This window comes from Desulfotomaculum defluvii (genome assembly GCF_054657375.1).
Genome location: NZ_BAAHYV010000007.1, coordinates 1,329,833 through 1,353,389 on the forward strand (window position 1 = coordinate 1,329,833; position 23,557 = coordinate 1,353,389).

The following is a 23,557-nucleotide window of genomic DNA, read 5'->3' on the forward strand; positions in this document are numbered from 1 at the left end:
GGAGGTTTTCTAATGCCCTTATAGAAATTAGTAATTAAGATCTATATGGGGGTAGCAAAATGTACAACTTAAATGTTCGTAAAGACACAATCACTTTAGTCGTACTGATATTAACAGTTAATGCAAGTATTTTGCTCAATCATCTTTTCTTTTTTAACTATTTCCCCATTTCCTTCTACATAATAAGCGTGGTTATCTCTATATCGATAGGAGCCTTCGGTGGACTACTGGCAAACTATTTTCTGATGCATAAAATAAATTTAACCCCATACATTCTGCACGTACGGGGCTGGGATACTAGTGCTGGCCTGTTAAAGGCTCTACTGCAAAGAAGAATCTTATCCATTAATATTCAAGTGCATAATATTACAAACATTGAATATATCTCTAAAAGAAACCTTCTAACGATCCATTTTGCCGAAGATGGTCTATTGATTATATCTACAGATCTTTACAAAAGAAAAGATATAGAGAAAATGGTCAATCTGGTTAAAAAATATATGGTAAAATCTGCACAGTTAAATCATGTGATTAATTAACCACTTCTCGTTTGAAAATGGCGAATAATCTATAAATTAAAAAGGATTTTTACTATTTATGAATAATATCTTTACATAGGACTCTACACGTTGATTACGAGAGGTGATAGATAATGTCAAATACCAACTGGCCAGAGTTAATTAGTATGGCTGAAGTAGTCAAAAACACAATAGGATCCGAATGTGCTATTTCCTTAACTGATAAAGAGATATTTCATTTTTACAAACCTGGTATTTCCCTTAATCATCAGGTAAAACAAGGGGATCCGGTAAAACCTGGTACCACAAGTTATCAAGTTTTACAGAGTCAAAAAAAAGTTGTGACCAGAATAACTGACACTTCTATTTATGGTGTAGCTTATTTAGCGAGCTGTTCTCCCCTTTATAATTCAAATGGTGAATTAATTGGCACCTTGGGGATTTTTCAACCAACCACAACCCAGGATAGCCTATTGGACGACGCTGAAAAATTAGAAAAGTCCCTTGCTATTATTAATCAAACCACCAACAATTTAACAGCAGCATCTGAACAATTAGCAGCTACATCCAGTAATTTAACAGGACAAGCAGACACAATTAATAGTAATGTACAAAAAACTGACGTTGTTTTGAACCTTATCAAAGATGTTGCTGCCCAAACGCATTTACTTGGCTTAAATGCTGCCATCGAAGCTGCTAGAGCTGGTGAACACGGGTTAGGTTTTAATGTTGTTGCCCATGAGATCAGAAAACTTTCCGACAGAACAGTAGGTTCGGTAAGGGAGATTCAAAATATCTTAACTTTAATTATGACTTCTGTATCCGACTTCAACGAACAAATACACCAAATTGCCGCTGTTGCAGAAGAACAAACTGCTTCGGTACAAGAAATTTCTGCCTCGGTCAATGAGATTCTATCCATGTCTAAAAAGCTAAATGATTTAGCAAAAAAACTTAATGAATAGTAAATGAGAAAAATTTCCTTTTGTGTCAACTGGCTTTATGAATGTGTTAAATTCCTTTAGGTGTTGATGGTTGACAATTTATTAGTTATTTTTTACAGTTTAAGTCACTGGCTATGGGGGTTTCCATAATTCTTTTTACTTCATACATATCTTTCGACTTGCCCAAAGCCCACATTAACTTGGGTACAATGGCTTCACTATTCATATCACCTGAAAGAATAACACTGTTTTGAGCCACCTTACGACCTACCTCATAGAGATAGAGGTTTTCGCCTTCTTCCAAACACTGGGTAGTTACTACAACAGCTAGACCAGTATCGATGCACTCTTGTATCTTAGGTAGAAGATCACGACCTTGAAAGGGTACACCGCCACTACCAAAGCTTTCAATTACAACTCCTTTATAAAGTTGCCTAATACTATCAAATATCTCTGGTTTCATGCCCGGGTACAATTTTAACAAATGGACATCTGGGCATAAACTCGTATCTAACTTTAATTTTCCATCCCTAGGCAGGCTAGGTTTCCAAAGATAGTTTATCTGTGTACCGTCCATATAGGCGACGTAAGGATGATTAACACTGGCAAAGGCGTCGTAACTTTTGGTCCTTAGTTTAACAGCCCTTGTACCAATGATCACCTTACCGCCAAAAATGATATAGACCCCAGCAAGCCCCTCACAGGCAAAGTAAATAGCATCAAGTAAATTTTTGCTGGCATCAGTATACCGAAAACTTATAGGTACCTGTGATCCAGTCATCACAACAGGTTTATGAAGGTTTTGCAGCATATAGGAAAGAGCGGCAGATGTAAAGGCCATTGTATCCGTACCGTGTGTAACAACAAAGCCATCATAAAAATTGTAATTATCATAAATAGCTTCTGCAATTGAAATCCAAAATTCTGGTTGCATATTAGTACTGTCGATACTCATTAACCCTTTACTCTCTATAACATAATTTTGCTGCACCTGAGGCAAATACCCGATCAGTTCCTCACAGGTCAAGGACGGTGTTAATCCTTCCCGGCCCTGCACTGAGGCAATGGTTCCACCAGTTGCTAACAGGAGAATTTTTTTCATTTATAACACCTCAACATCTAATAACCATAAAAGAAGTCAAATAATATGTTTTGCTCAATACTATATGTCAAATTAACAAATTTATTTTACCCTTTTCTATCAATAATGTAAGTGTGAATTATATAGCAACTAGAACATGCTAAATATAACCTTTTTGCCAAGGAAATGATTCCAAGTTTACACACCACCTAGATTAGATTATCGTATAGGTTAATAAAGGCCAGAGCAATTAATTTGCTCTGGCCTTTCGATTTACAATCTATTTATTAATTAGCTAACAACATCCGATCATTAGTCATAGATCTCCCGCTTGCCTTCTTAAACATTTCTAACAAGTCTGGTATGCGGGTATTTCTTCTTTGCTCACCCTTTATATTTAAAATAACTTTTCCCTCATGCATCATAATGGTGCGATTACCAATACTCAGAGCATCTTCCATGTTGTGGGTCACCATCAGAGTAGTAAGATTATATTTTTTAATGATCTTCTGAGTAAGTTCTAATACTTTTTCCCCGGTACCTGGATCAAGGGCAGCGGTGTGTTCATCCAGTAATAAAAGTTTCGGGGGTACCAACGTAGCCATCAGTAGAGTTAAAGCTTGACGCTGTCCACCAGAAAGTAGACCAACCTTTGTGGTTAAGCGATTTTCCAGTCCCAACCCTAGCAAGCTTAGCTGCTCACAGAAGCAACTCCGGTCTTTGCTTCGAATACCAGCCCGTAGCTTTCTATTTGAACCACGTTTCATGGCCATGGCCAAGTTCTCTTCAATGGTCATAGAAGCGGCTGTACCCTTCATGGGATCTTGAAAAACTCTACCAATAAAGGATGCTCTGGCATACTCAGGTAAATGTTCTACTGCCTGACCTTCAATCTTAATTTTCCCTTCGTCAACCGGATAGACACCTGCCACCATATTCAAAAGAGTAGATTTCCCTGCTCCATTTCCGCCAATTACTGTAACTACATCACCTGCTTTTAAATTTAGGGAAACTCCGTCCAGGGCCAACCGCTCATTAACACTGCCTGGGTTAAATGTTTTTCTAACTTCTGTTATCGACAGCATGGTCTGCACTCCCCTTCGCTCTCCCTGGTTGAGCAGAGAATTTTTCTTTGATAAGTGGTGATGACATCGCCAATACTACCATCAATGCAGTAAATAGTTTGAGATCAGTGGTAGGTAGACCTAACTGCATTACTATAGCAATAACTCCCCTGTAAATAATAGAACCGATGACCACTGCCACTAAGGCCCGTAGCAAAGTCCTTTTTCCAAACACTACTTCCCCTACAATTACAGAGGCTAGGCCCACCACAATCATACCAATACCCATACCTACGTCACAGTAACTTTGGTATTGTGCCACTAAAGCACCGGACACAGCGACTAAAGCATTTCCTATGGATAAACCCATAATTTTAGTAGAGTTGGTATTAACACCCAGACTACGAATCATTTGTTCGTTATCACCAGTAGCTCGCAGTGCCATACCAATTTCTGTCTGTAAAAAAGTGTACAACAAGTAAGTCGTTAGAGTAATAGCAATCAAGCCAAGGGTTACTACTGCTAGACCAGCGGGAATGCCAATTTGGCTAACATCAGTATAAATATTATCCATTCGCAGCAAGGAAAGATTAGCTTTATTTCCCATCACCCTGAGGTTGATAGAATATAATGCTATCATCATCAGAATCCCTGATAAAAGAGGAGCAATTTTCAGCTTAGTATTTAAAACTCCCGTAATTATTCCTGCTGTGGCACCACAAACCAGTGCCATTAAAGTTGCCAACCACGGGTCATACCCCTCAAAAATCATTCTGGCAGCTACCGCAGCACCAAGAGTAAAACTACCATCTACAGTAAGGTCCGGAAAATCCAGCACCCGAAAGGTAATGTAAACCCCCAGTACCATTACACCCCATAATAAGCCTTGTTCAAGAACACCTAGCCATATACTTGTTGTCACCTTTGATCACCTATTCAATAATTTTTTTGGCTTTCTGCTTTAAGTCTTCTGGAACTGTAACACCCATTCTCTCGGCAGCCTGTAGATTAATAACAATATCCGTGCCAGGTTGCCCTTGAATAGCCATTTCTTGTGGCTTTTCACCATTTAATACTCGAATTGCCATTTCAGCTGTGGTACGGCCCAACTGGTAGTAATCAATACCTACTGTGGCCAATGCACCATTTTCAACAGAGTTACTTTCCCCAGAGATAACTGGTATCTTATTCTCCTCAGCCACCTTTAACACTGCAGCCATTGAGGAAATAACCATATTATCAGTAGGCAAGTAAATGGCATCAACTTTACCAACTAAGGACTGTGCTGCTTGCATTACTTCACTGCTGACAGTTACGGTAACCTTAACTAATTCTAAACCCAGTTCCGGTGCAGCTTTATCTGCTACATCAACTTGAACTTGAGAATTCACTTCACTGGAGTTATAAATAATACCAATTTTTTTAGCGGATGGTACAAGGTCTTTAATCAATTGAAGTTGATCTTTTACCGGGTTCATATCAGTTGTACCGGTAACATTGGTCTCTGGCTTTTCTAAACTATTGACTAGCTTAGCACTAACAGGATCGGTAACCGCAGTAATCAGAATAGGAATATCCTTTGTTTCGTTAGCCATTGTCATTGCAGAAGGAGTGGCAATGGCCAGAACAAGACTAGATTTATCTTGTACAAATTTACGGGCTATGGTCTGCAAGTTACCCTGATCCCCCTGGGCATTTTGATAGTCCACAACCATCTTTGTGTCGTCATAACCCTTTTCTTTCATCAAATCCAAGAAACCATTTCTCGCTGCATCCAAGGCAGGGTGTTCGACAATTTGAACAATGCCCAGCTTGACCTGATCAGCCTCTTGATTTTTCGGCGCTTCACCGCTTCCCCCACATCCAACGAGTCCTACAGTCAATAGCATAACCATGATAGATAACAATAATTTTTTCAATATTTTCTACCTCCCAAATAGTTTGGTAGTTGGCGGGCAGAAAAAATAAAAAGCCCGGGACAGGGCTTTAATGTGCATGGCTATAAACCCTTCTGTACCTACCGTCCTGCCCATTTTACATTTTAACTAGCCATTCTACCGTTGTATTAATGTTAAACGATATCTAACTAACTGTCAATAAACTGTAAGATATTTGCCATCGCAATTTGTACAACATTCTGATAAGATTAAAAATTGTTTTCACTTAGCTGCATGCTTAATTTTTTTAACAAAATTATCAATTAGTTTTGCTGTTAACCCCCAGATAATTTCTTCATTAGTTTTATAGACCATAATACCATATTTAAGCTTACCCCAGGGCTTCTTATATCTATCGGGTAGTCCCAACATGTCTGCTGGAAAGGATATTACTTCCTTAGATGTTTTCTTATCTATATGGGATGGGTGAACCTGGACTGCAGCGTAATACCTCTCAGGTTCATTTTTGATAAAATACTCCACCGGTACAGTAAATATCTTTTCAACCTCACTAGGATTGGCCTTGATATCATTGATAGAAATATCAGCAATACCAACAAAAGCATCCACAATGACACCCATGGGAATCACTAAAGTGCCCAAATTTCCTAGAATGGTTATTTTACTTTCTGGGATGCCCATTTCCTCAGCAGTCTCACGCAGTGCAGTATGCTCGTAGCTTATATCACTGTCCTCATGTTTCCCCCCAGGAAAGGAGACTTCTCCCCCTTGACGTATGTTTGATGCTCTCTTCTGAAATACAAAGTGGTATTCCCCCTGAACTCTGATAATAAGCATCAATACGACTGAGTTGAAATATTCTTCTCTACCCAAAATCGCAGGGTCCCGGGATAATCCCTGTTTTAATAGCTTTTCCAAATTCACTTTACTAACATCACTTTCCATTCCTTTCTTTAACTGTTTGGCATGTATTTCATCGGTGGTTTGCCACTACAGTCATGGGCGATCAGTATTAATTTATTGCTCGTTTCATACTAGCCTTACAGATATTATATACGCTAAAAAATGCTTTGGAAAATTTTATAAGACTAGACCTTGTAACATTTTAAAATTAAAAGCGTCTTAAATTATAAGATTATGAAAGGGTGTTTGATAAATGCTAAAAAAATTTATTATTTTAATGCTTTTCTCGGGTCTATTAATAGTTAGTGGCTGTACCAAGGACGATTTAGTAATGAAGGATTTTCAGGCCATATTACAAAGGGATTCCAGCTTAGAGGAAGTGGCCCAATTTATCAATGATAATATTTCCCTTGTAACTAAGGAAAATGCTTCTCAGATGATTATAAGCTTTGAAGAAATTCAGAAAGAAAAATTACCTCAGCTTGAAACTATGTTTTTTGAAGCTGATAACCAAACTAAACTAGCCAATGAATATGAATCCACCATGAAAGATGCCGATATCAAAGACCCCGAATTAAAAGAACTGTTGCAGAAAACTAAAAATAGTGGTTATAAAGTGGAAACTGCTGAAGGCACCTTCTTTCCTATCCTTGATTACCAATTCTATAAAAAATATAGTGATTATGTAACGCCAGACATGAAAAGTTATATTGAGATTATGGCTGTAGAATCTGCTGAAGTCCCCGCAAAGGATGCAGCGTTAGTGATAGGCTGGGATGAAGTTGTTAAGAGAACCTTAACCCAAGAAAAGTTCATAAATACCTATAAAGACTCCGTTAAACTCAAGGATGTAAAACAGCTATATAACAAATACATAATTTTTGTCCTTTATGGTCTCAACAACACACCTTTGTTTAGTTACGATTCTAATACAGTAGATCTTAAGGCCCTAGAAGCTTATAATAATGCTGTTAAGAATGGCGACACCAGTGACTTCTTACATATCCTACAAAATTATTTAAACATAATCGGCAAGAATAATAATAAATTAACCACTGAAGTGGAAAATTATCGAAGAAACATTAGTAAGAGTTTTGATGCTAATTTGACCAATTAGTTCCCGTAGATTCAAGTTTCAAAACTTATTTTTATGCCTTTTTTAAATAAAGGAAGTGTCACTTGCTACTATAAGTAGTTTTGCGACACTTCCATGGGAATAATCATTAGCTGTTTCCTAAGTCCATTTTATTTTATGCCAAATTCTACATTTACCACCGCTGTAATTTCTTTTTCTATGGAAGAAGTATCATTAATACCGTAGTCTGAGATTTCATTTGAGTTCACAGGAGTAATTTGAAATACACCCATCTTGGCGGACCTAATGGCACCAATATTACTGCCGGTACTGGTAGCCATCTTTTCTGCCCTTTCCTTGGCATTTTTGGTGGCTTCGGCCAAAATATTTATTTTTAAGTCATTTAGTTTAGTATAAAAGTACTGGGGCGGCTGGGATTCAAAGATCACACCTTGTTCAATGAGTTCTGTGGATTCCCTAGCGATACTGGCTATCTTCTGGACATCGTTGGATTTAATCTCCACGTTTTGCGAAAGCCGATAACTGGAGATTTGTCCAGTGCTGGAGCCGTTTTGATTGTAGATATACTGCGGCATGGTTGTGATGGAGGAAACAATAATCTGATCTTCCGAGATCCCTTTGCCAACCAAATAGGACTTTACCGTATCTAAAGCTTTCTTGAGGCTACCATAGGCTTCGGGTAAATTACTAGATTCCTGGTAAAAGGAACCGCGCCAAACGGCTAAATCTGAAACAATTTCCTTCTTTGCAGCACCAGTAACCACAATGGAAGTCTTGCTTGCGGCAAAATTCGACAGAGGATTAGCCAAAACCATTGCACAAATAACCAAAGATAAAGCAATTAACCCGGCTGAAATAACATAATACTTCCCCTTATTGGCTTGTTCCATAAAGATCCCCCTCATATTTAAACTTTAAGTTATAGACGGATGAGCGGGCAAATTGTAACAATTGTTTTAAAAATAATGAAGATACTGCAAGAGCATGAAACAAAACCATTAAACATAATTTAGCTATTCCTGTTAGAATATTACAAACTGAAACAATATCTTACTAATCGACCATGCACTAGATTTTAAATGTCCTAACAATTTCGTTTAATTCCTCGGCCATTTTAGTCATTGCAGTGGCCGAGCTGGTAACTTGCTGAACAATGGCACTCATTTGCTCTGAAGCCCCAGCCAAATCTTGCGTACTTTTGCTTATTTGCTCTGCACCAGTGGCAATTTGCGAAATTGCCTGATTTGAATTAGCTACAGCCAGGGAAATTTCTGCAAAGGCATCCCCCGTGGTCAAAATAAACCTTGTAACTTTATTCACCTCTTCTTCATTATTATGCATCACATGCAAAACTCCCTCTACACGACGCTGTATCCTAAATATGAGATCTTTAATCTCTTTAGCAGCATTAGCCGATTGTTCTGCTAATTTTCTAACCTCTTCGGCAACCACAGTAAAACCTCTACCGTTATCCCCAGCCCGGGCAGCCTCAATGGCAGCATTTAATGCTAAAAGGTTAGTCTGATCAGCAATTTGTGTGATCACATCAATAATCTTCCCAATATTTTGGGAACGGTCATGCAAAATTTTCACCGATTCAGCCGTTGTATTTACTGACTGTTTTAAAATATTCATTTGCTCAATAGAATTTTGGGCAGACTGATTTCCCCGCTGGGCCTTATTACTAATACCTTGCATATCTGCCGCCGCCATTCGTGAACCCGCAGCACTTTGTTCGGTGATGACGGCCACTTCTGTGCTGTTAGAAGTCATATTCTCAATGGTGGCATTAACTTCTTCACTTACAGCAACTAACTCCTGGCTTTTACTGGTCAGCTCAAAGGAATCTACCGCCAACTTACTGATGACTTGTTTTAAATCACTGGCCATTTTATTAAAGTTGTTGGCCAATTCACCCAATTCATTATGTACCGTTACCTTGATCTCATAGTTTAGATCGCCTTCAGAAAGAGCCGTTGAACCACTTTTTAATTGTTCTATGGGTTGAATAACATTTTTATTAATTCGCCAGAGGATAACAACTATAGATAAACCTAAAATAATAAAACTAATAATAGAAATATTTTTTATAGACTTATTTAACAAACCATCAACAAACTGTTTGGAAACACCAACATAAAGCATACCTATGACATTTTTATCCTGGTCATAAATAGGTTTATAGCCTGTTTGATAAAGTACCCCGACAACATTAGCCTCACCGTAATATGCCTGTTTTTGCTTGATAACTGTATTGATTACTTCTTGGGAAGCCTTAGTGCCTACAGCCCTACTGCCATCATCATTTTTTACATTTGTGGCAACCCTTTGATCATTTAAGAAGATGGTGCATGTATCACTCGTTAACTGGCCAATTGTGTCAACAATATAGTTATTATCATTAATAAGTGTGGTTCCCTTGTATAGACTATCTCCATCCGCCCTCCAAGGACCAGGGAAAGTTTGATCAATAAGGGCCTCACCCAAAGCTAGGTCCCCCTTAGCCTTCTCCACAGCGGATGTATCAGTTGCCTCATTTACCATGCGGTAAGCTTCATAGCCTGTGGCAAAAATTGCAAGTATTAAGACTAGAACTACAATACCTAACAGTTGAAATTTAATAGATGACTTACCCATCGCTACCTCCGCACATAAATAATCGTTTTCAGGACCAGTAATGAATTTTTAACAAAATTTATTACATGGTGTGGTTCACTAAATGCAATATTCATCTCCCCATAGCTATCAGGCCTCCCGTAACATATAATGAGCCGACGAATGTCTCAATTAATTCGTATAAGAATCAATAAGTTAAATATACCAATTTTTAAACATTATCACTAGGGCAAAAAAAGGTGCCGGGAATAAAATATAAAAAATTCTACCTGTTCCCGGCCCCTTTAAAGGTAATTTTTTACTTTTCATTAAATTAGCTTTTGTTACATTGTTGACTAGCCGTCTTAGCAAAAATAGCACTGAAAACAATATCCCAAAAGATAACCGTAGTAAACCTAGCAGTGAGAATACCCACTATCAGTAAAAGCAAAAATAGTTTCCAGTTATAGAAAATGAAAAACCCTGCATAGGTTACGAAAAGGAATATTGACAACTTTAGTATTTGCTTAACTGTGGGTAGTTGATAAAGTTTAGGTATTTCTCGGCTATTCAGTCTTTCATAGGACCCTTTAATCATAATTAAACCAAGCAAAAGTAAAAAACCTAGGGAAATTAAAACTGGCACTAACAAATTATCTCCCCCTTCATTTACATTTGCTTATAAACTATACAAAATTATTAATTACTGCAAGACTTAAATCCTATATCCTTGCTTGGTGCTGTTTTACATAACCGGGAAAAATACAAATATACTGGTTATCCAAAAAAGTCGACCGGTTGGGGTTCCGATCGACTTTAGATCCGTATTAGATATTTGAGCTTGATGATATTTATATCTCCATTTTTGTTTTTTCTTTTAGTACATCCCTTAGTAATTTCAGTGCGCTTTCCTCTTCCAGGTTGTTGGTGCCTAGTTCGCCTCGGAAGGCTTTGGCAAGGATGGCTTGCTGTGTAGCATCTAAAACCTTCTCAACCTGTGCATAGCTTTCTTTGATTACCTCTTCAGATTGAAAAATATTCGTTAATATTTCCACTATTAGTAGCTGTTCCTCTAGGGGTGGTACAGGAATGGGAATTATTTTAAGATTTTTTTGGGTAAGTTTAGGTTGTGCAGTCCCAGTCACGTAATTACTTAAATCGATAGAATTTAAATAATAACTTAGATATTCATTGGGGATATCACCTTTACATTTTACAACATGGGCATGATTATTTACCCAAAATTTATCCCTTGCAATAAAAGCAATTGGTTTTGTACGTGTTAATAGATTAGCTCCATCCTCTGCTATAAGTAGATATTCTCCTTCATGGGTATAACCATCAATATAATCTATGATGCCTGAAGCACCATAATATGGAAATTTGCCCTTCCTATTGTTTCTTGTCTGCAAAGCAACTGGCACTCTCTTTCCATCATGGTTCTCAACATATTCTCCTAAATGACAATAGGCCCAAGTTGGAGGAATGCTGTCCAAAGAGGAATCATTTAATAATTGCACAGAAATACTTTGTAAGAGTTTTTTAGCTGACTCTACATCCGGGTGCTCTTCACGCCATTTCCTAGTTAACTCACCCCGGAAGGCCTTGGCGAGGATAGCTGCCCTGCGATTAGTAAAGGTCTCTCGGGCTTCTTCTAATAGTCCCCTGGCTTCGTTAATTTTCGCCAACAGTAACTCAACCCTATAAACAATACGAATTTGCTCGGCAATATTTGGCAAAGCAATTAATAATTCTTCCAGACTTGTGGTGTTAATATTAGCAATGTTGGTTGTTTGGGTTGCTAACTTCTGTATTTCACCAGATAAAAACATATATTTAAGTAAATAGTATAAAAATCTAGGTTCAATGCTTTTTGTTCTAAGACACAACAAAAACCCCCCAAAGGCAATTTCCTCTAATAAATCTTCAACGTATACTACCTTGCCAACAAGATTATAGGAATTTGCAGAAGACATTAAAATATCTCCTATTTTAACCAATTTTTCTCTATTGTCTTTTAAGTATTTACTGTCTATATAAATTAGATCTTCCCAATCGAATTCTTCTTGAATATTGGCAGTCCGGGCACAACCAATTAGCCCTTCCCCCTTGCTATTTTCCTTTGCCGCGGCCGGAAAAGTAATTCCTCTTTCAAATTGAGCAAAATAACCGAGTTTGGTCCAAAGCCAATTAGCCGGCACTTCATAGGGCTGTTCCTCTTCTGGCACCAAGGCTTCATTTAATAGTTGCTCAAGGGTTTTGTTTTGCCTGCTGATTTTCTTACTTATACCTTGCCCCCTGAATGATTCCCGAGTTGTCCTACTCATAAGCTGCTCCTCTTCGTATGATGTTATGTTAACTTTATTAGTTCAAACCTTAGATTAAATTCCCCTTTTGAACATGCGTTTGCCTATTAACACCTCAGAAAATAATAAGACCATTTTATACCATTATAACAGAGTGGAAAAGCAAAATGAAAAACGTTAAACTGATTTTGGTATCCCATGTCAACTACAGTCTGTTATAATATCTTTAGAAATTGTTATTGTAACTTTTCTATGTTAATACATAAGAAGTTTAATAAAATATCATCAGAGAAAAACGCAATAACTGGTAAAAAATCTATTATAAAGAGGTGAACAACCTGAGCTTCTAGCATATCACTGAAAAATTTTTAAGATGCAATTAATCTCAGTGATAATGCCACCTGTTTGTCGAACAGGTAAGATGAATCCATCTAGTTTCTCACTGGGTTGATTATCTAAGAAACCAGGGAAAGAATATGGGATCAAAAAATGTTCTAAAATTATTTGGGTTATGTGTCAACGGATTGATTGATTTAGGATATTCTGAAAAGATTGAAGCTATCGAAAAAGAAATGGCCACAGAGAATCTCCTAGAATATTTATCTTCTAAGTATAAAGATACTGGATTATTCTCTGAATTAGTAGAAGGGGCCTATAAAGGTGAAGCCCCTGAATTGAACAACACCTTCTCACAATGGTCAGGATACGTCGAGGGCAACGAATGTCGTAGGTTCATGGTCAAAAAAAATGGACTCACCTTGCTGTCAAGTCTTTGTTTAGAAATGCTTTCTGATTGATAGACTCCAAAATATTATTTATCTATAAAACACTTTCTAAATTAAAAGTGATTTTTCAAATCAACAAACTAAAACTTTATATCCACCAAAACTCCCTCCCATACTGCGACCATGATAACAAAAAGCCGCCTCTTGCTTGAATTATTTAAGTAGAGACGGCTTTTATATTTGTCGTTTTTTCCTGCATATTACATAGTTTTTTGCTATTGGTATTGTGTCTTGTACAATTCTTCGTTGAAGGTAACAATCTTAGACCAATTAGTGCTTGGATTTTATCCATAATCTTGTCTATTTTAATCTTTGTTTTTCTAATTAACTGTTTCAGTCCCCTTGATAATCGGTTGGTAATTGTAACAAATTTACATTGTTTTTCCCTGGTTCCCTCACAAGAATGTTTCAGTCCCCTTGATAATCGGGTGGTAATTGTAACTGACCTGACGAAGCCGCTCCAACTCTTCCAATGTGGTTTCAGTCCCCTTGATAATCGGGTGGTAATTGTAACTATGCTTAATATTGTTAATTGTAAATTAGAATTGCAAATGTTTCAGTCCCCTTGATAATCGGGTGGTAATTGTAACATTGGAATTATGAAGAAAATCCGGAAGAGGTTGAAGCTTGTTTCAGTCCCCTTGATAATCGGGTGGTAATTGTAACAAAGAAAAACTGCTCAAGTACTAACCAGACCGTCAATCCGTTTCAGTCCCCTTGATAATCGGGTGGTAATTGTAACAACTTTCTATAGAACACTGTAGAAGCATTGGATTGGTAGTTTCAGTCCCCTTGATAATCGGGTGGTAATTGTAACAAGCCTTGAAATGATCTGGAACAATGTTTGTGATATTGGTTTCAGTCCCCTTGATAATCGGGTGGTAATTGTAACGGTAGTAGCAGGTGAAGGCGAAGGGTCTGCCAGTACTAGTTTCAGTCCCCTTGATAATCGGGTGGTAATTGTAACTTCCAAATCTACCAGAAGGCATTTTAATTAGTATTGAGTTTCAGTCCCCTTGATAATCGGGTGGTAATTGTAACCTCCAATCCCTCCACCTCCCGGTAACTGGCCCCGAAGTTTCAGTCCCCTTGATAATCGGGTGGTAATTGTAACCCAGAAAAGGCAATAATTGAAGCGGCAGCTACTTGTGTTTCAGTCCCCTTGATAATCGGGTGGTAATTGTAACTAAGAGATACTGTCGCAAAAACAAAAACCACCCTATTCGTTTCAGTCCCCTTGATAATCGGGTGGTAATTGTAACATTACTTTTATTGGAGTCTTATATTGCAACTAGGGCAGTTTCAGTCCCCTTGATAATCGGGTGGTAATTGTAACACAGTACAAGCGCTTTGGTTTGTTACCAGGTTGTTTACGTTTCAGTCCCCTTGATAATCGGGTGGTAATTGTAACGAATAACACTACCCGAAGGCTTCGACCCTTATAGTAGTTTCAGTCCCCTTGATAATCGGGTGGTAATTGTAACCAAGCATTACAGGACAGCACTACGTAGGAGTTCTATGGTTTCAGTCCCCTTGATAATCGGGTGGTAATTGTAACTCACCAGTCCATTCGAAGTCACCATAACGACTTTCGCGTTTCAGTCCCCTTGATAATCGGGTGGTAATTGTAACGGCCAAAAGTGCTATGAGGTACGTGTTGGATTATAACAAGTTTCAGTCCCCTTGATAATCGGGTGGTAATTGTAACCGACTTTGGTGATTGTATCTGAGCCCTTTTAAACCCTGGGCTCAACAGAATTAGTGTTTTTAAAGAACAGGTTAAAATCTCGAAAATGTAGTTGTTGCACAAAAAATTGACTCTTTTGCGAAATCACCTTCTTTATCCATACTTATATTGTTACCCTTTAACACTTAAATCTTACTATAAAAGTCTTCCAAAGTTAATGACACAAACTATGATAGGGGCAATTTTCACTACATTTCTCGATACCGGGATCTATCTCCTCTTCAATCATCCTCATTTTTCCATCTCGCTCCTCGATAAACCATTGACGTAACTCTTCATCAATAATATGAATATCTTTCTCAATAAATAGTCGATCATCTTTTATTTTAGCATAGACAATACATCCTAGATTAACAGGGAATTCATAAACAGCTTCCATCACTAGGGCATAGGCAGTTGTTTGCAAACGATGAAATCTTTTCCTTTCTCCAAACTTCAAATCCATAATCATGGGTTCGGAAAATGAATAGGCATCAACGCTTAAGTGTGAACTCATGCCAAGGAAGGAACCATCAATTTTTTGTTCTACCACAACCGGTAAAGCTAGGTTAACCAAAGAATCTTCCCCTATATAAGGTTGTTTTACCAACACATCATAAATTCTTGAAGTAATTCTTTGACTTTCAAATTCCCCTACAATCGCCGCTTCTTTCTCCAAACCCTGCTTATCCCTATCTGCCAAGTTATAATTATCCGGTACCTTATATTGCTGCGATTGCTCTATATCTTTGAAAATATTTTTATAATTTCTAACTCCATATTGATAAATAATCCTCTTGGTTCTAACCATTTCTTTTACTAAAACATCATGTAATATGGATCCGCGAATCATTGCTAAATTGGCTTGGCTTTTTACCTTTTGCACCCTTCTTAGATAAAGATCACGCTGGGTTGGACAGTAGGCATTCGCTACTTCGTAGGCTCCAATTTTAAGTTCAAAGGGTGGTATCAAAGGTGGTTGATGCCAATTCCAGCCACGCAACTCTTCTACAATATCTGCTCGCCTGGAACGTGGTAAAAATCCCTTAAGTAAATGCTTTTTCTCTTCGTCGTTTAAGAAATACATTTCTTACCTCACATCATTACAGAAATTTCTGTATTCACAATCTATACACCGAGATTTTTTCGGTGTTGGCGAAGGCATACGTTCCTTTTGCACCAGGGTTCTAATTTTATCCATTATATCTTTGATAAACATCCGGGCATTTGAAGTTATTTCTATGGCAGTAACTTCACCCTCCGGGTGCAAGTTTAAAAAGCCATAACGAACCGGTTTATGATAGGCATCTTCTAATAGCATTGCATAGGAGATCAATTGATATTTGTGGTTAAGCGATGGCCCTCTTTGTGTATATTTAAACTCTACAGGAAACACTTCACCCTTCGCTACCAAATGCATATCCAACCTGCCTTCTAAACCAAGTCGTGGTGAATACAACTGGGTATGATATTTTCTTTCTGCTGTACTAAAGTCATATCTCTTAAAGGTTCTGCGTTTCTCCAGCCTGTCTAACTCCACATGGGCTTCTTTCCCATATTCCATTTTACGGGTACTTTTTTTATCTACTGGGCAAACATAGGTAAAATAAAGGATACGGGGACAATATACATACTGTTTAATATCAGTGACTTTTAATTTAAGCATGTGGTGCTAACTCCGGCATATTACATATATTTTCTAGAAGTCTCAAATCTTTATCACAAACCGGAAACACAAGAATCTTTCCATTCTTTCGGCCAAGGATTCTCTTTAGCCTAAGTTTCATTTCTTCCCTGCGGTTATGATTTAACTCACCAAAAAAGGTACTATATTGTACATGGGCCAGTCCATAATCACGACAGACTTCTAACACTTTGTTGCGTATTTTATCTTCTTCAATATCGTAAATTACAAAGGTTTTTATCTTTACCACCCACTCACATAGGACTTATACTTGGCCTCACCTCTGAGATAGGTAGCAATTCTCCGGGCCTGCATTTGGATAATGGTCTGTAATCGGTATTTTTTGCCCTGAAATCTTTCAGCAGTATCTAATCGTTCCATAATCCTCCCGGAAAGATCACGTCTTGTTTTAAGCGATAATTGCCCATCTTCTATTTCTATAGAAATACCTTTATTAATCATGGCCACAACAACTCTATCCACCACTGGTTGACGGAACTCCTCCACAAAGTCATAGACTAAAGATTCTTTTCCAGACCGATCCACATGGAGAAAACCTGCATAGGGATCGAGACCGGCCAGTATTAGACATTTTTCGATCTTGCTGCAAAGAATGGCATAACCATAATTTAAAAGTGAGTTAACAGGATCGGTTGCTCCGACATGCTCCCGCCCGGGGAAGTTAATTTTACTACCAGTTAGCAATTTTATACCCTGCCAGTATACATTTCCCGCCCTTCCTTCCACAGACATGATTTGTCCCCTTACATCATTGATGCATAGGCCAGAGATTTTCTTTAACTCTAAAGCTATTGTCTCAATTTTTTCTATCTGGTGCTGAATACTTTTAAATAAGTCTTCATCCGTACCTTTCCGGTATTTTGCAAAATACTTTAATGTATTGCCCTGGTTTTTTAACTTACCTTCCACAAACAATTTTACTAGGCTTATTCCACGCTTGTCCTTGTAGGATTCATACTGGGCACGGCGAGTTAAAACAGTACCAGTTAAATGAGGAGAGACAATTGTAGCATAGGGTTTGCCGGTGGAAGATAAAAAACTAATGGGTATACCCCTTTGCATACACTCTTGAATACAGTCAGTTGATATACTGGCACCGTTAGTTTCTACGATAATATTTTGCAGCCCATAAAATGGTACTTCCAACACAACCTGACCCTTTTCTTTGAGCACCAACCGCTCTGATTTTTTTCCTAGTGAGGAACCGTAGTTGGATACAAATACTTCACTGGGGTGTTGTTCCATAGTTATCACCACTGGCAATTTTTGGTTATATAGTTACCAATTCTGATTAATTCTAAACATTTTCAATTATTAAGCCATATTCATGATTGTATTCACAATTAGTAATATATTGTTTGATGTCTTCATTCCACCAAACCCTTTTTTCTAGTTTTAATCCATTAAATTGACTATTAGAAACTGTTACTAGATAATTTGCAACATCCAAAGGTGTTTCAGCCTGAATTGCTTTCTCCAGATAAATATCTGGAAGTAATTCTTTTCCATCAAAAAGATCATCCCATGATTCTCTTAGTCTATTAATCGTACAAATATCATTAACTCCCAAAGGAATTAATTCATTAATAAAATATCGATCAAACTCTTCCATTTTTTGACTTATCTTTATTAAGAGTTCTTGTTTTAATGATTGAGGGTAACTCTGATCTAACATTTTTTGAATAGTATCCTCGTCAAGTTCTCCAGTAGGTTTGCCTTTGAAGAATTCTTTTAAAACAATAAGAACATGTTCTAAATGTTCTTGACTGTATGGGCTATAAGGCCTGTAATCTTCGTTAAACTTTGTAAACACGTTTACAATGACAGGTTGCTTCCATCCTTTTCTATTTACCCGTCCAAATCTTTGTATCAAAGATTCAAGGGGTGCCAATTCGGTAAAAATTGTATCATAGTCTATATCTAACGATACTTCTACCACTTGAGTGGCTATCAACACTTTTCCCGGTTCAGATAACAATGTTGCCTCCTTTTTTGTTCTATCTTCGGGGCAAAACCTTCCATGAATAAGGGTAATATTGGTCAAACCTACTGTACGTAGTTTTTTATCCAACAAAATTGCCCTTGATATTCGATTAGCAACCACTAGTACTGAGCCATTTTTTGCAGCCTCTGCAATCCGTTCCACTGTTTCTTCATCTAATATAGTGTCATTTAGAAGTTTCATCCGGTGCCTTGTCTTATACCCTTTAATTGGAGGCAACACAGGTTTTTCTATGTCAAATTCTTTCTTTAATAAATCTGTTAGATGACTGGGCATAGTAGCACTCATAAATAAGCACTCGGCAGCCATAACGTCTTTCATAAACTTTGCCGCTACCAGTGTCATCGCTACTACTTCAGGATCGTAGGCATGAATTTCATCAAAGACTAATTGTCCACCTAAAACCAGGCAGAGTAAAGCTTCGAATCCTTTAGGACTAAAAAAAGTTCTTAAAAGTTGGTAAGGGGTACACACTCTAATCGGAGTAGTATTAAGTCTAATTAATGACTCTTGTTGACGGGCAGCTCTTTGTGCCTCATAGGGTCTATATCCTCTTTCCATTAATATTTGATAACATTGTACAAGGGTTTTACCATGTATTGCGGCAGTTGAATCTTCACCAAAATCCCTTTGCAACCTTCTTACGATAGCATTTATACTAGCTCTGTATGGCAAAAGGAAAAATAACCGTCCTCTGGTATTTTTATTTTGCCTGATAGAACCTGCCCAAAGTAAAGCTGCTTCTGTTTTACCGGAACCAGTCGGGGCAATCAATATCTGGCTACCAGTAGACTGACTTAATTTTTTTTGATGATCGTATAGCAATTCATTACTTCTTTTTAAACCTTTAAGAACTTCTTCTGCAGAAACAAACCCCTGATCTAGCTTCATGGCTTTTGCACTGGCTAAATGATCGGCAGATAATATTAACCCCCTGATCATGGTGGCATAATAACATACCTTGCGGTTGATTTTTCTATTAAATCCTTTACCTACAATAAAGGAACTAGTCAGATCATGAATGGCACATAGATTCTTATAGATACTTTCAGGCTTCAGAACAGTATCTTTGACTTGATATGGTGATATGATAATTCCGGCCCAATCAATAAAATATCTCTCTGCATTTTGCAAAAGTATGTATAATCCTTGAACATGGTCTTGTTGTAAACCGTCCATTAGTTCAGTTATAGTTTTTATCTCATCTACAGGGAGATTAGGTAAGAAGTAACTGGGAGAACGCAGTGTAAGATCACGCCAATCCTTATGATGAAGAGCAATGGCTACCGCGAGATAAGGTTTTTCCTCTGGAGGAATATTTAATAATTCCAGAAAAGTGAGGCTAAGGACTTCATGCCTGTGACCAAATTTTATTCCCTTTTTCAGCATGTCTTGGAACCCTGAATGTATTTTACCAAAGTCATGCATTAAAGCCCCATACATCAGGATTCTTGTTAAGTTAATTTCTGTAACCTGTTTTAGTTCTGTCTGATAGAGACTTACAAATTGTCCCATTTGCATTGTTACATTTTTCGTATGTTGAACTAATGATAGCCCTTCCCTTGTACCGGAACTATCCTTGGTTTTTGCCCAAACATCAGACAAAGCATTTTCCCAGTTATCTACATGCACCTTGCTTTCATTCCCTTGACTGGGTGGAACCACACACCACGATACAGGTCTCTACCCAAAAAAGTTTTCTCCTCGCTTCTATCAACCAATAGGTTGGTAAATTCAGAACGTGAGATTATATCTTCTTCTAACCCTTCCCCAAAGATACGGAGTGGTTTATCGGTAATTTGTAAATATCTTCCAAAAATTGGTTCCCTGAGTCGTTCGTAATCAATAAATTGTGGCATATGAACAGGTTCCCCTACTGTAACATACTGCCGTAAATGCCAAGGAAGAATGGTATGGGAGAAAAAGGCCCGATCGGTATAAAATAACTCAATAAATTCTGCAGCATGGCAGATGGCTAAATCCTGGCTACGTCCCAGTAGATAAGCAAAATAGGGACTCATAAATTGGCTTTTTAACAGTTCTAACATTTTATATTCACCCCGTAAATACAGCGTCATTGTTGGCTTTAATAAAAATTGCCGTCTTTGGGGATTAAGACTTCCTTCAACATTCTTAGGCAAATTTCCTAGATTTTTATCCTTCTTACCTGATGATGTTTCTAATACCTGAGCTAATTCAACATCCTCTCCAATCCCTAGGTGGGTAAAGGTATACGCAAACTCCAGATCAGAGGGGTCAAACCATTCACCTAAAACCCCACACAGGTGACCATAAATGGTTGACGGGGGTGGCATCTCATAGGTAGGCAAACGACCTATCATTACAAATGGATGCCGAAAGGATGAGGTAATAGAACTAACCTGTACTTTCAGTACCTTTTCTATCCCAGCCATACTTCCTTATTCTCCTCTAAGTCTTTCACGAACTCTACTATAGCCTCTTTAGGGTGTCCTAAGAAGGTTTTGCGGAAACCGTAAATTTCATTGTTGTTGGAAATCTCAAAAAGTGTTGGTTCCAATTTTTCTCTCTGTAAATCCAAGTAACCCTGAGGTAGTCCTACATAAATCCCACTGATTATCTCATCTTTGAAAACTCTAGCCACTTCTTTTAAAGCATCTGTTTTTATTTCAGGAAGGCCTTTTACATCGGCACCAACGGCAGTAGCAAAAAGATGATTCCCACCCTTAGACACTGCTAGAATTATGAATTTTGGAGCAACATCCGTATAATGAATAGACTGCTTAGCTCCGCCATTTATTTGGGAGAACCCTAACAAAAGTTGTTTTATTCTTTCATATCTTTGATTTAAAGAAAGTTGATACGCCTTGCCATTATCATACTCCTGTAAGCCCATGCCCTTGGCCTGCTCAATTCTAGGTTTATCTATATGTCGAAATCCAGTTCGATCCACATGGTAAAATCGACCTACAGCATTAAAATCCAGTGAAAACAATCCTTGCAATGTACTTCTATAAAATTGATGTTCAAAGGGTACAGAGTCCCCTTGGTGCCGGGACATTACACCAAAATCAGTAGTAACATCCCTTAAAGCCCCTATGGACACAAGGGTACTTACCTTCAAAGGTGACTGTCGAGTTAAAACCACTTTATCTTCCACAGGGGTTGCCGTGGCCAATAAGTTATTCTCTTCTCTATTCTTTTTGGCGTCAGCTTTATTAGAAGGAGCCCTCATATAACCAAAACAATCATCTTCAGCATACATTAAAGGGTTAGCATCGGTGTAAGCAATTTTACCTTCTCTAAAAATTGGCGAGGATGTCCAGCCCGGTATTTCTTTTAGGGCTTCCCTCCACCAGTAACGAACTGCCTGGGCAGAGACATATGGGTATATACCCTCTTTTGTTTTTATTTGCTTAACTGCAATGGTATTATCAGTTCTTGCACCTTCAATTTTCCCAGCATTGTTTAAGGCAGAAGCAGGGCAATCAACCAGAAATAATCCAGAAAGATAACTCATCCTTATTCCTCCTATTACTTGATTTCTGTATCATCTGAAAAGTCCAGTTCATCTAGCATATCTCGTTTATTCTTTCCTACCACCTCAAGTAATCGAATTAAAAACAAATCCCTTACCAACCAAAAATCTTTGACTACCGTATCATCAAAAGAATATAAATCGAGCATGATTAAAATATCGTCTAATGTAAATACTTGTCCCTTTTCTGCCAAACTTTTTTGAGCTTTGATTAGATAATTAGTAAACCGTGAAGGTTTAAACTCTTTATAGTACAGATCATTTAGCCATTTCTTTTCGTTGTTCTCTAAAACCAAATATGTGGCGATTTGGTCTGCAATTCTTTTAATTACCTCTAATCTTTGTTTTTCCATGCCCCCCACCTTTTCCAGAAAGAATCTGCTCAATTCAAAATTATTATGGTGAAATTGCTCAGGTTTATCATATAAAAAGAATGTCCTTATTACATTTCTTACGTTTCTATGCCAATCCACGTCCTCAAATGTTTTTACTAAAGCCTCATAGTATAGATTGCGTCTAGACTCAACGGCATTCTCCCCAGACGTATTTTTCTTTTTGCCAACCTTTTTCTCTTTTTCCCATGCATTTTCAACGATATAACTATGCGCATTTCTAACTTCTTGTTCTTTTAGCATAATTTCTGATAAAAATTCAAGTAACTCCTTAGGAATGCGATACTGATGGTAATCGGGACCAGACCCATAGTTGGTCACATGGAAGCCAATACAATCTGCTAATGGTTGATCAGTCCCATAGGTCTTTAAAACCTTATGTGCTGTATTTAATAGCCTAGTCCTAGGCCAGCTTAAATTTGGAATTTTATCGCTCCCACCAGCCAACATCTTAACTAATTCTCTATGGTACTCACCGGTGAGTTCACTTAAAAGTTCAGCTTCCGGAGTCCACCAAAACAATGGCTTTCCTTGGCACTTTAGTGTAGCAAGGGGATAAAATTGCACAGCCAAAAGGCAATAACCACACACTGGAAGTCCTGGCACACCTCCCGGTGAAGTAATGATGGTTGTCTTCCCAGTTAGTAGGGGGATATGCTGTCTGTCGGCTAAGAATTGAGCAGGCCTGTGGCAATAAACACATTTCCTTTCTCCAATGGTTTTAGCCTTGTATGATTTTAATATTCTATTTATATATTCATCTTTCTTTTCTGTAGAGATTGTAGCATTGCACCAACCGGAATTGGGAAAGTGAACTGTAAGGTAACCTTTTACATCTTTTCTTTTGTATAGTCGGGTCAGCCACTGGGTTGCCTTTTTAATATCATCTTCACTAAAACTTGCACATTCTTTCCCTAAGTAATGTTCCATAATAGCGATGCCCGCATCGATAAAAGGATGTCCTGTGTATTGCATTGTTGGGGAAATACTCATAATTCACCTCCTTCTTTTCTTTGAATGATTAG

Annotated in this window: 21 protein-coding genes and 1 CRISPR repeat array; of the genes, 4 read left to right on the forward strand and 17 right to left on the reverse strand. The window is 37.8% G+C overall.

Annotated features, from left to right (window positions below; all coding sequences use genetic code 11):
- Positions 1 to 59: 59 nt before the first annotated feature.
- Together ACYQ03_RS13630 and ACYQ03_RS13635 are read left to right on the forward strand one after the other, a co-directional pair.
- Positions 60 to 539, forward strand: a complete 480-nt coding sequence (locus ACYQ03_RS13630) for a hypothetical protein (RefSeq protein WP_459910463.1) — start codon at positions 60 to 62, stop codon at positions 537 to 539.
- 113 nt (positions 540 to 652) lie between these two features.
- Positions 653 to 1,483, forward strand: coding sequence for a methyl-accepting chemotaxis protein (locus tag ACYQ03_RS13635; protein WP_459910464.1), 831 nt, complete (start codon positions 653 to 655; stop codon positions 1,481 to 1,483).
- 85 nt (positions 1,484 to 1,568) lie between these two features.
- On the opposite strand, the gene ACYQ03_RS13640 is transcribed toward ACYQ03_RS13635, so the two are convergent.
- From ACYQ03_RS13640 to ACYQ03_RS13660, 5 genes are all read right to left on the reverse strand, one after another.
- Complete coding sequence (locus ACYQ03_RS13640; RefSeq protein WP_459910465.1) at positions 1,569 to 2,564, reverse strand: asparaginase; 996 nt, start codon at positions 2,562 to 2,564, stop codon at positions 1,569 to 1,571.
- Between the two features lie 266 nt (positions 2,565 to 2,830).
- Positions 2,831 to 3,628 (reverse strand): ABC transporter ATP-binding protein, encoded by a 798-nt coding sequence (locus ACYQ03_RS13645; protein ID WP_459910466.1) that lies wholly within the window; start codon positions 3,626 to 3,628, stop codon positions 2,831 to 2,833.
- Entirely contained in the window at positions 3,606 to 4,529 is a 924-nt protein-coding gene (locus ACYQ03_RS13650) for an ABC transporter permease (RefSeq protein WP_459910467.1), read from the reverse strand. The genes ACYQ03_RS13645 and ACYQ03_RS13650 overlap by 23 nt, the downstream gene beginning before the upstream one ends.
- Positions 4,530 to 4,539: 10 nt before the next feature.
- Complete coding sequence (locus ACYQ03_RS13655) at positions 4,540 to 5,526, reverse strand: ABC transporter substrate binding protein (RefSeq protein WP_459910468.1); 987 nt, start codon at positions 5,524 to 5,526, stop codon at positions 4,540 to 4,542.
- Positions 5,527 to 5,766: 240 nt separating this feature from the next.
- Positions 5,767 to 6,450 (reverse strand): NUDIX hydrolase, encoded by a 684-nt coding sequence (locus tag ACYQ03_RS13660; protein ID WP_459910469.1) that lies wholly within the window; start codon positions 6,448 to 6,450, stop codon positions 5,767 to 5,769.
- A gap of 211 nt (positions 6,451 to 6,661) precedes the next feature.
- Between ACYQ03_RS13660 and ACYQ03_RS13665 the strand changes: the two genes are divergently transcribed.
- Positions 6,662 to 7,525 (forward strand): hypothetical protein, encoded by an 864-nt coding sequence (locus ACYQ03_RS13665; RefSeq protein WP_459910470.1) that lies wholly within the window; start codon positions 6,662 to 6,664, stop codon positions 7,523 to 7,525.
- Positions 7,526 to 7,653: 128 nt separating this feature from the next.
- On the opposite strand, the gene ACYQ03_RS13670 is transcribed toward ACYQ03_RS13665, so the two are convergent.
- The 4 genes from ACYQ03_RS13670 to ACYQ03_RS13685 all read right to left on the reverse strand — a co-directional run bounded on the left by ACYQ03_RS13670 (position 7,654) and on the right by ACYQ03_RS13685 (position 12,426).
- Positions 7,654 to 8,394: an SIMPL domain-containing protein gene (locus ACYQ03_RS13670; protein WP_459910471.1), complete on the reverse strand. Its 741-nt coding sequence runs from the start codon at positions 8,392 to 8,394 to the stop codon at positions 7,654 to 7,656.
- A 178-nt stretch (positions 8,395 to 8,572) separates the two neighbouring features.
- A complete protein-coding gene (locus tag ACYQ03_RS13675) occupies positions 8,573 to 10,141 on the reverse strand; it encodes a methyl-accepting chemotaxis protein (protein WP_459910472.1) in 1,569 nt (522 codons plus the stop codon).
- 292 nt (positions 10,142 to 10,433) lie between these two features.
- On the reverse strand, positions 10,434 to 10,751 hold the full coding sequence (locus tag ACYQ03_RS13680) for a hypothetical protein (protein WP_459910473.1): 318 nt from the start codon (positions 10,749 to 10,751) through the stop codon (positions 10,434 to 10,436).
- Between the two features lie 199 nt (positions 10,752 to 10,950).
- On the reverse strand, positions 10,951 to 12,426 hold the full coding sequence (locus ACYQ03_RS13685) for a restriction endonuclease subunit S (RefSeq protein WP_459910474.1): 1,476 nt from the start codon (positions 12,424 to 12,426) through the stop codon (positions 10,951 to 10,953).
- A gap of 503 nt (positions 12,427 to 12,929) precedes the next feature.
- Here ACYQ03_RS13685 and ACYQ03_RS13690 point away from each other — a divergent pair.
- A complete protein-coding gene (locus tag ACYQ03_RS13690; RefSeq protein ID WP_459910475.1) occupies positions 12,930 to 13,202 on the forward strand; it encodes a hypothetical protein in 273 nt (90 codons plus the stop codon).
- A gap of 318 nt (positions 13,203 to 13,520) precedes the next feature.
- A CRISPR array of direct repeats spans positions 13,521 to 14,898; the repeat unit is 37 nt; unit sequence GTTTCAGTCCCCTTGATAATCGGGTGGTAATTGTAAC.
- Positions 14,899 to 15,091: 193 nt separating this feature from the next.
- Here the strand turns inward: ACYQ03_RS13690 and cas4a are convergent.
- The 8 genes from cas4a to ACYQ03_RS13730 are packed head-to-tail and all read right to left on the reverse strand — an operon-like array spanning position 15,092 to position 23,525.
- Positions 15,092 to 16,003 (reverse strand): type I-A CRISPR-associated protein Cas4/Csa1, encoded by a 912-nt coding sequence (gene cas4a, locus ACYQ03_RS13695; protein ID WP_459910476.1) that lies wholly within the window; start codon positions 16,001 to 16,003, stop codon positions 15,092 to 15,094.
- 3 nt (positions 16,004 to 16,006) lie between these two features.
- Positions 16,007 to 16,582, reverse strand: coding sequence for a CRISPR-associated protein Cas4 (cas4, locus tag ACYQ03_RS13700; RefSeq protein ID WP_459910477.1), 576 nt, complete (start codon positions 16,580 to 16,582; stop codon positions 16,007 to 16,009).
- On the reverse strand, positions 16,575 to 16,850 hold the full coding sequence (gene cas2, locus ACYQ03_RS13705; RefSeq protein ID WP_459910478.1) for a CRISPR-associated endonuclease Cas2: 276 nt from the start codon (positions 16,848 to 16,850) through the stop codon (positions 16,575 to 16,577). Before cas2 ends, cas4 begins: the two co-directional genes overlap by 8 nt.
- Positions 16,844 to 17,866, reverse strand: coding sequence for a CRISPR-associated endonuclease Cas1 (gene cas1 / locus ACYQ03_RS13710; RefSeq protein WP_459910479.1), 1,023 nt, complete (start codon positions 17,864 to 17,866; stop codon positions 16,844 to 16,846). The genes cas2 and cas1 overlap by 7 nt, the downstream gene beginning before the upstream one ends.
- 52 nt (positions 17,867 to 17,918) lie before the next feature.
- Positions 17,919 to 20,255 carry a CRISPR-associated helicase Cas3' gene (gene cas3, locus ACYQ03_RS13715; protein WP_459910480.1) on the reverse strand — a complete coding sequence of 779 codons (2,337 nt, stop codon included), beginning with the start codon at positions 20,253 to 20,255 and terminating at the stop codon, positions 17,919 to 17,921.
- Positions 20,246 to 21,037, reverse strand: a complete 792-nt coding sequence (gene cas5 / locus ACYQ03_RS13720) for a CRISPR-associated protein Cas5 (RefSeq protein ID WP_459910481.1) — start codon at positions 21,035 to 21,037, stop codon at positions 20,246 to 20,248. The genes cas3 and cas5 overlap by 10 nt, the downstream gene beginning before the upstream one ends.
- Positions 21,025 to 22,122, reverse strand: a complete 1,098-nt coding sequence (locus ACYQ03_RS13725; protein ID WP_459910482.1) for a DevR family CRISPR-associated autoregulator — start codon at positions 22,120 to 22,122, stop codon at positions 21,025 to 21,027. Before ACYQ03_RS13725 ends, cas5 begins: the two co-directional genes overlap by 13 nt.
- 14 nt (positions 22,123 to 22,136) lie before the next feature.
- The gene (locus tag ACYQ03_RS13730; RefSeq protein WP_459910483.1) at positions 22,137 to 23,525 is read right to left on the reverse strand and encodes a hypothetical protein; all 1,389 of its coding nucleotides are present in this window, start codon (positions 23,523 to 23,525) and stop codon (positions 22,137 to 22,139) included.
- Between the last annotated feature and the right edge of the window lie 32 nt (positions 23,526 to 23,557).

What these genes read in the sequence shown, in the direction of transcription:
- ACYQ03_RS13635 (WP_459910464.1), top strand. Translation starts at nt 653, where the DNA reads ATGTCAAATACCAACTGGCCAGAGTTAATTAGTATGGCTGAAGTAGTC.
- ACYQ03_RS13660 (WP_459910469.1), bottom strand. Translation starts at nt 6,450, where the DNA reads ATGGAAAGTGATGTTAGTAAAGTGAATTTGGAAAAGCTATTAAAACAG.
- cas5 (WP_459910481.1), bottom strand. Translation starts at nt 21,037, where the DNA reads ATGGCTGGGATAGAAAAGGTACTGAAAGTACAGGTTAGTTCTATTACC.
- cas1 (WP_459910479.1), bottom strand. Translation starts at nt 17,866, where the DNA reads ATGGAACAACACCCCAGTGAAGTATTTGTATCCAACTACGGTTCCTCA.
- ACYQ03_RS13730 (WP_459910483.1), bottom strand. Translation starts at nt 23,525, where the DNA reads ATGAGTATTTCCCCAACAATGCAATACACAGGACATCCTTTTATCGAT.
- ACYQ03_RS13675 (WP_459910472.1), bottom strand. Translation starts at nt 10,141, where the DNA reads ATGGGTAAGTCATCTATTAAATTTCAACTGTTAGGTATTGTAGTTCTA.
- ACYQ03_RS13630 (WP_459910463.1), top strand. Translation starts at nt 60, where the DNA reads ATGTACAACTTAAATGTTCGTAAAGACACAATCACTTTAGTCGTACTG.
- ACYQ03_RS13670 (WP_459910471.1), bottom strand. Translation starts at nt 8,394, where the DNA reads ATGGAACAAGCCAATAAGGGGAAGTATTATGTTATTTCAGCCGGGTTA.
- ACYQ03_RS13725 (WP_459910482.1), bottom strand. Translation starts at nt 22,122, where the DNA reads ATGAGTTATCTTTCTGGATTATTTCTGGTTGATTGCCCTGCTTCTGCC.
- cas4a (WP_459910476.1), bottom strand. Translation starts at nt 16,003, where the DNA reads ATGTATTTCTTAAACGACGAAGAGAAAAAGCATTTACTTAAGGGATTT.
- ACYQ03_RS13645 (WP_459910466.1), bottom strand. Translation starts at nt 3,628, where the DNA reads ATGCTGTCGATAACAGAAGTTAGAAAAACATTTAACCCAGGCAGTGTT.
- ACYQ03_RS13665 (WP_459910470.1), top strand. Translation starts at nt 6,662, where the DNA reads ATGCTAAAAAAATTTATTATTTTAATGCTTTTCTCGGGTCTATTAATA.
- ACYQ03_RS13685 (WP_459910474.1), bottom strand. Translation starts at nt 12,426, where the DNA reads ATGAGTAGGACAACTCGGGAATCATTCAGGGGGCAAGGTATAAGTAAG.
- ACYQ03_RS13640 (WP_459910465.1), bottom strand. Translation starts at nt 2,564, where the DNA reads ATGAAAAAAATTCTCCTGTTAGCAACTGGTGGAACCATTGCCTCAGTG.
- cas4 (WP_459910477.1), bottom strand. Translation starts at nt 16,582, where the DNA reads ATGCTTAAATTAAAAGTCACTGATATTAAACAGTATGTATATTGTCCC.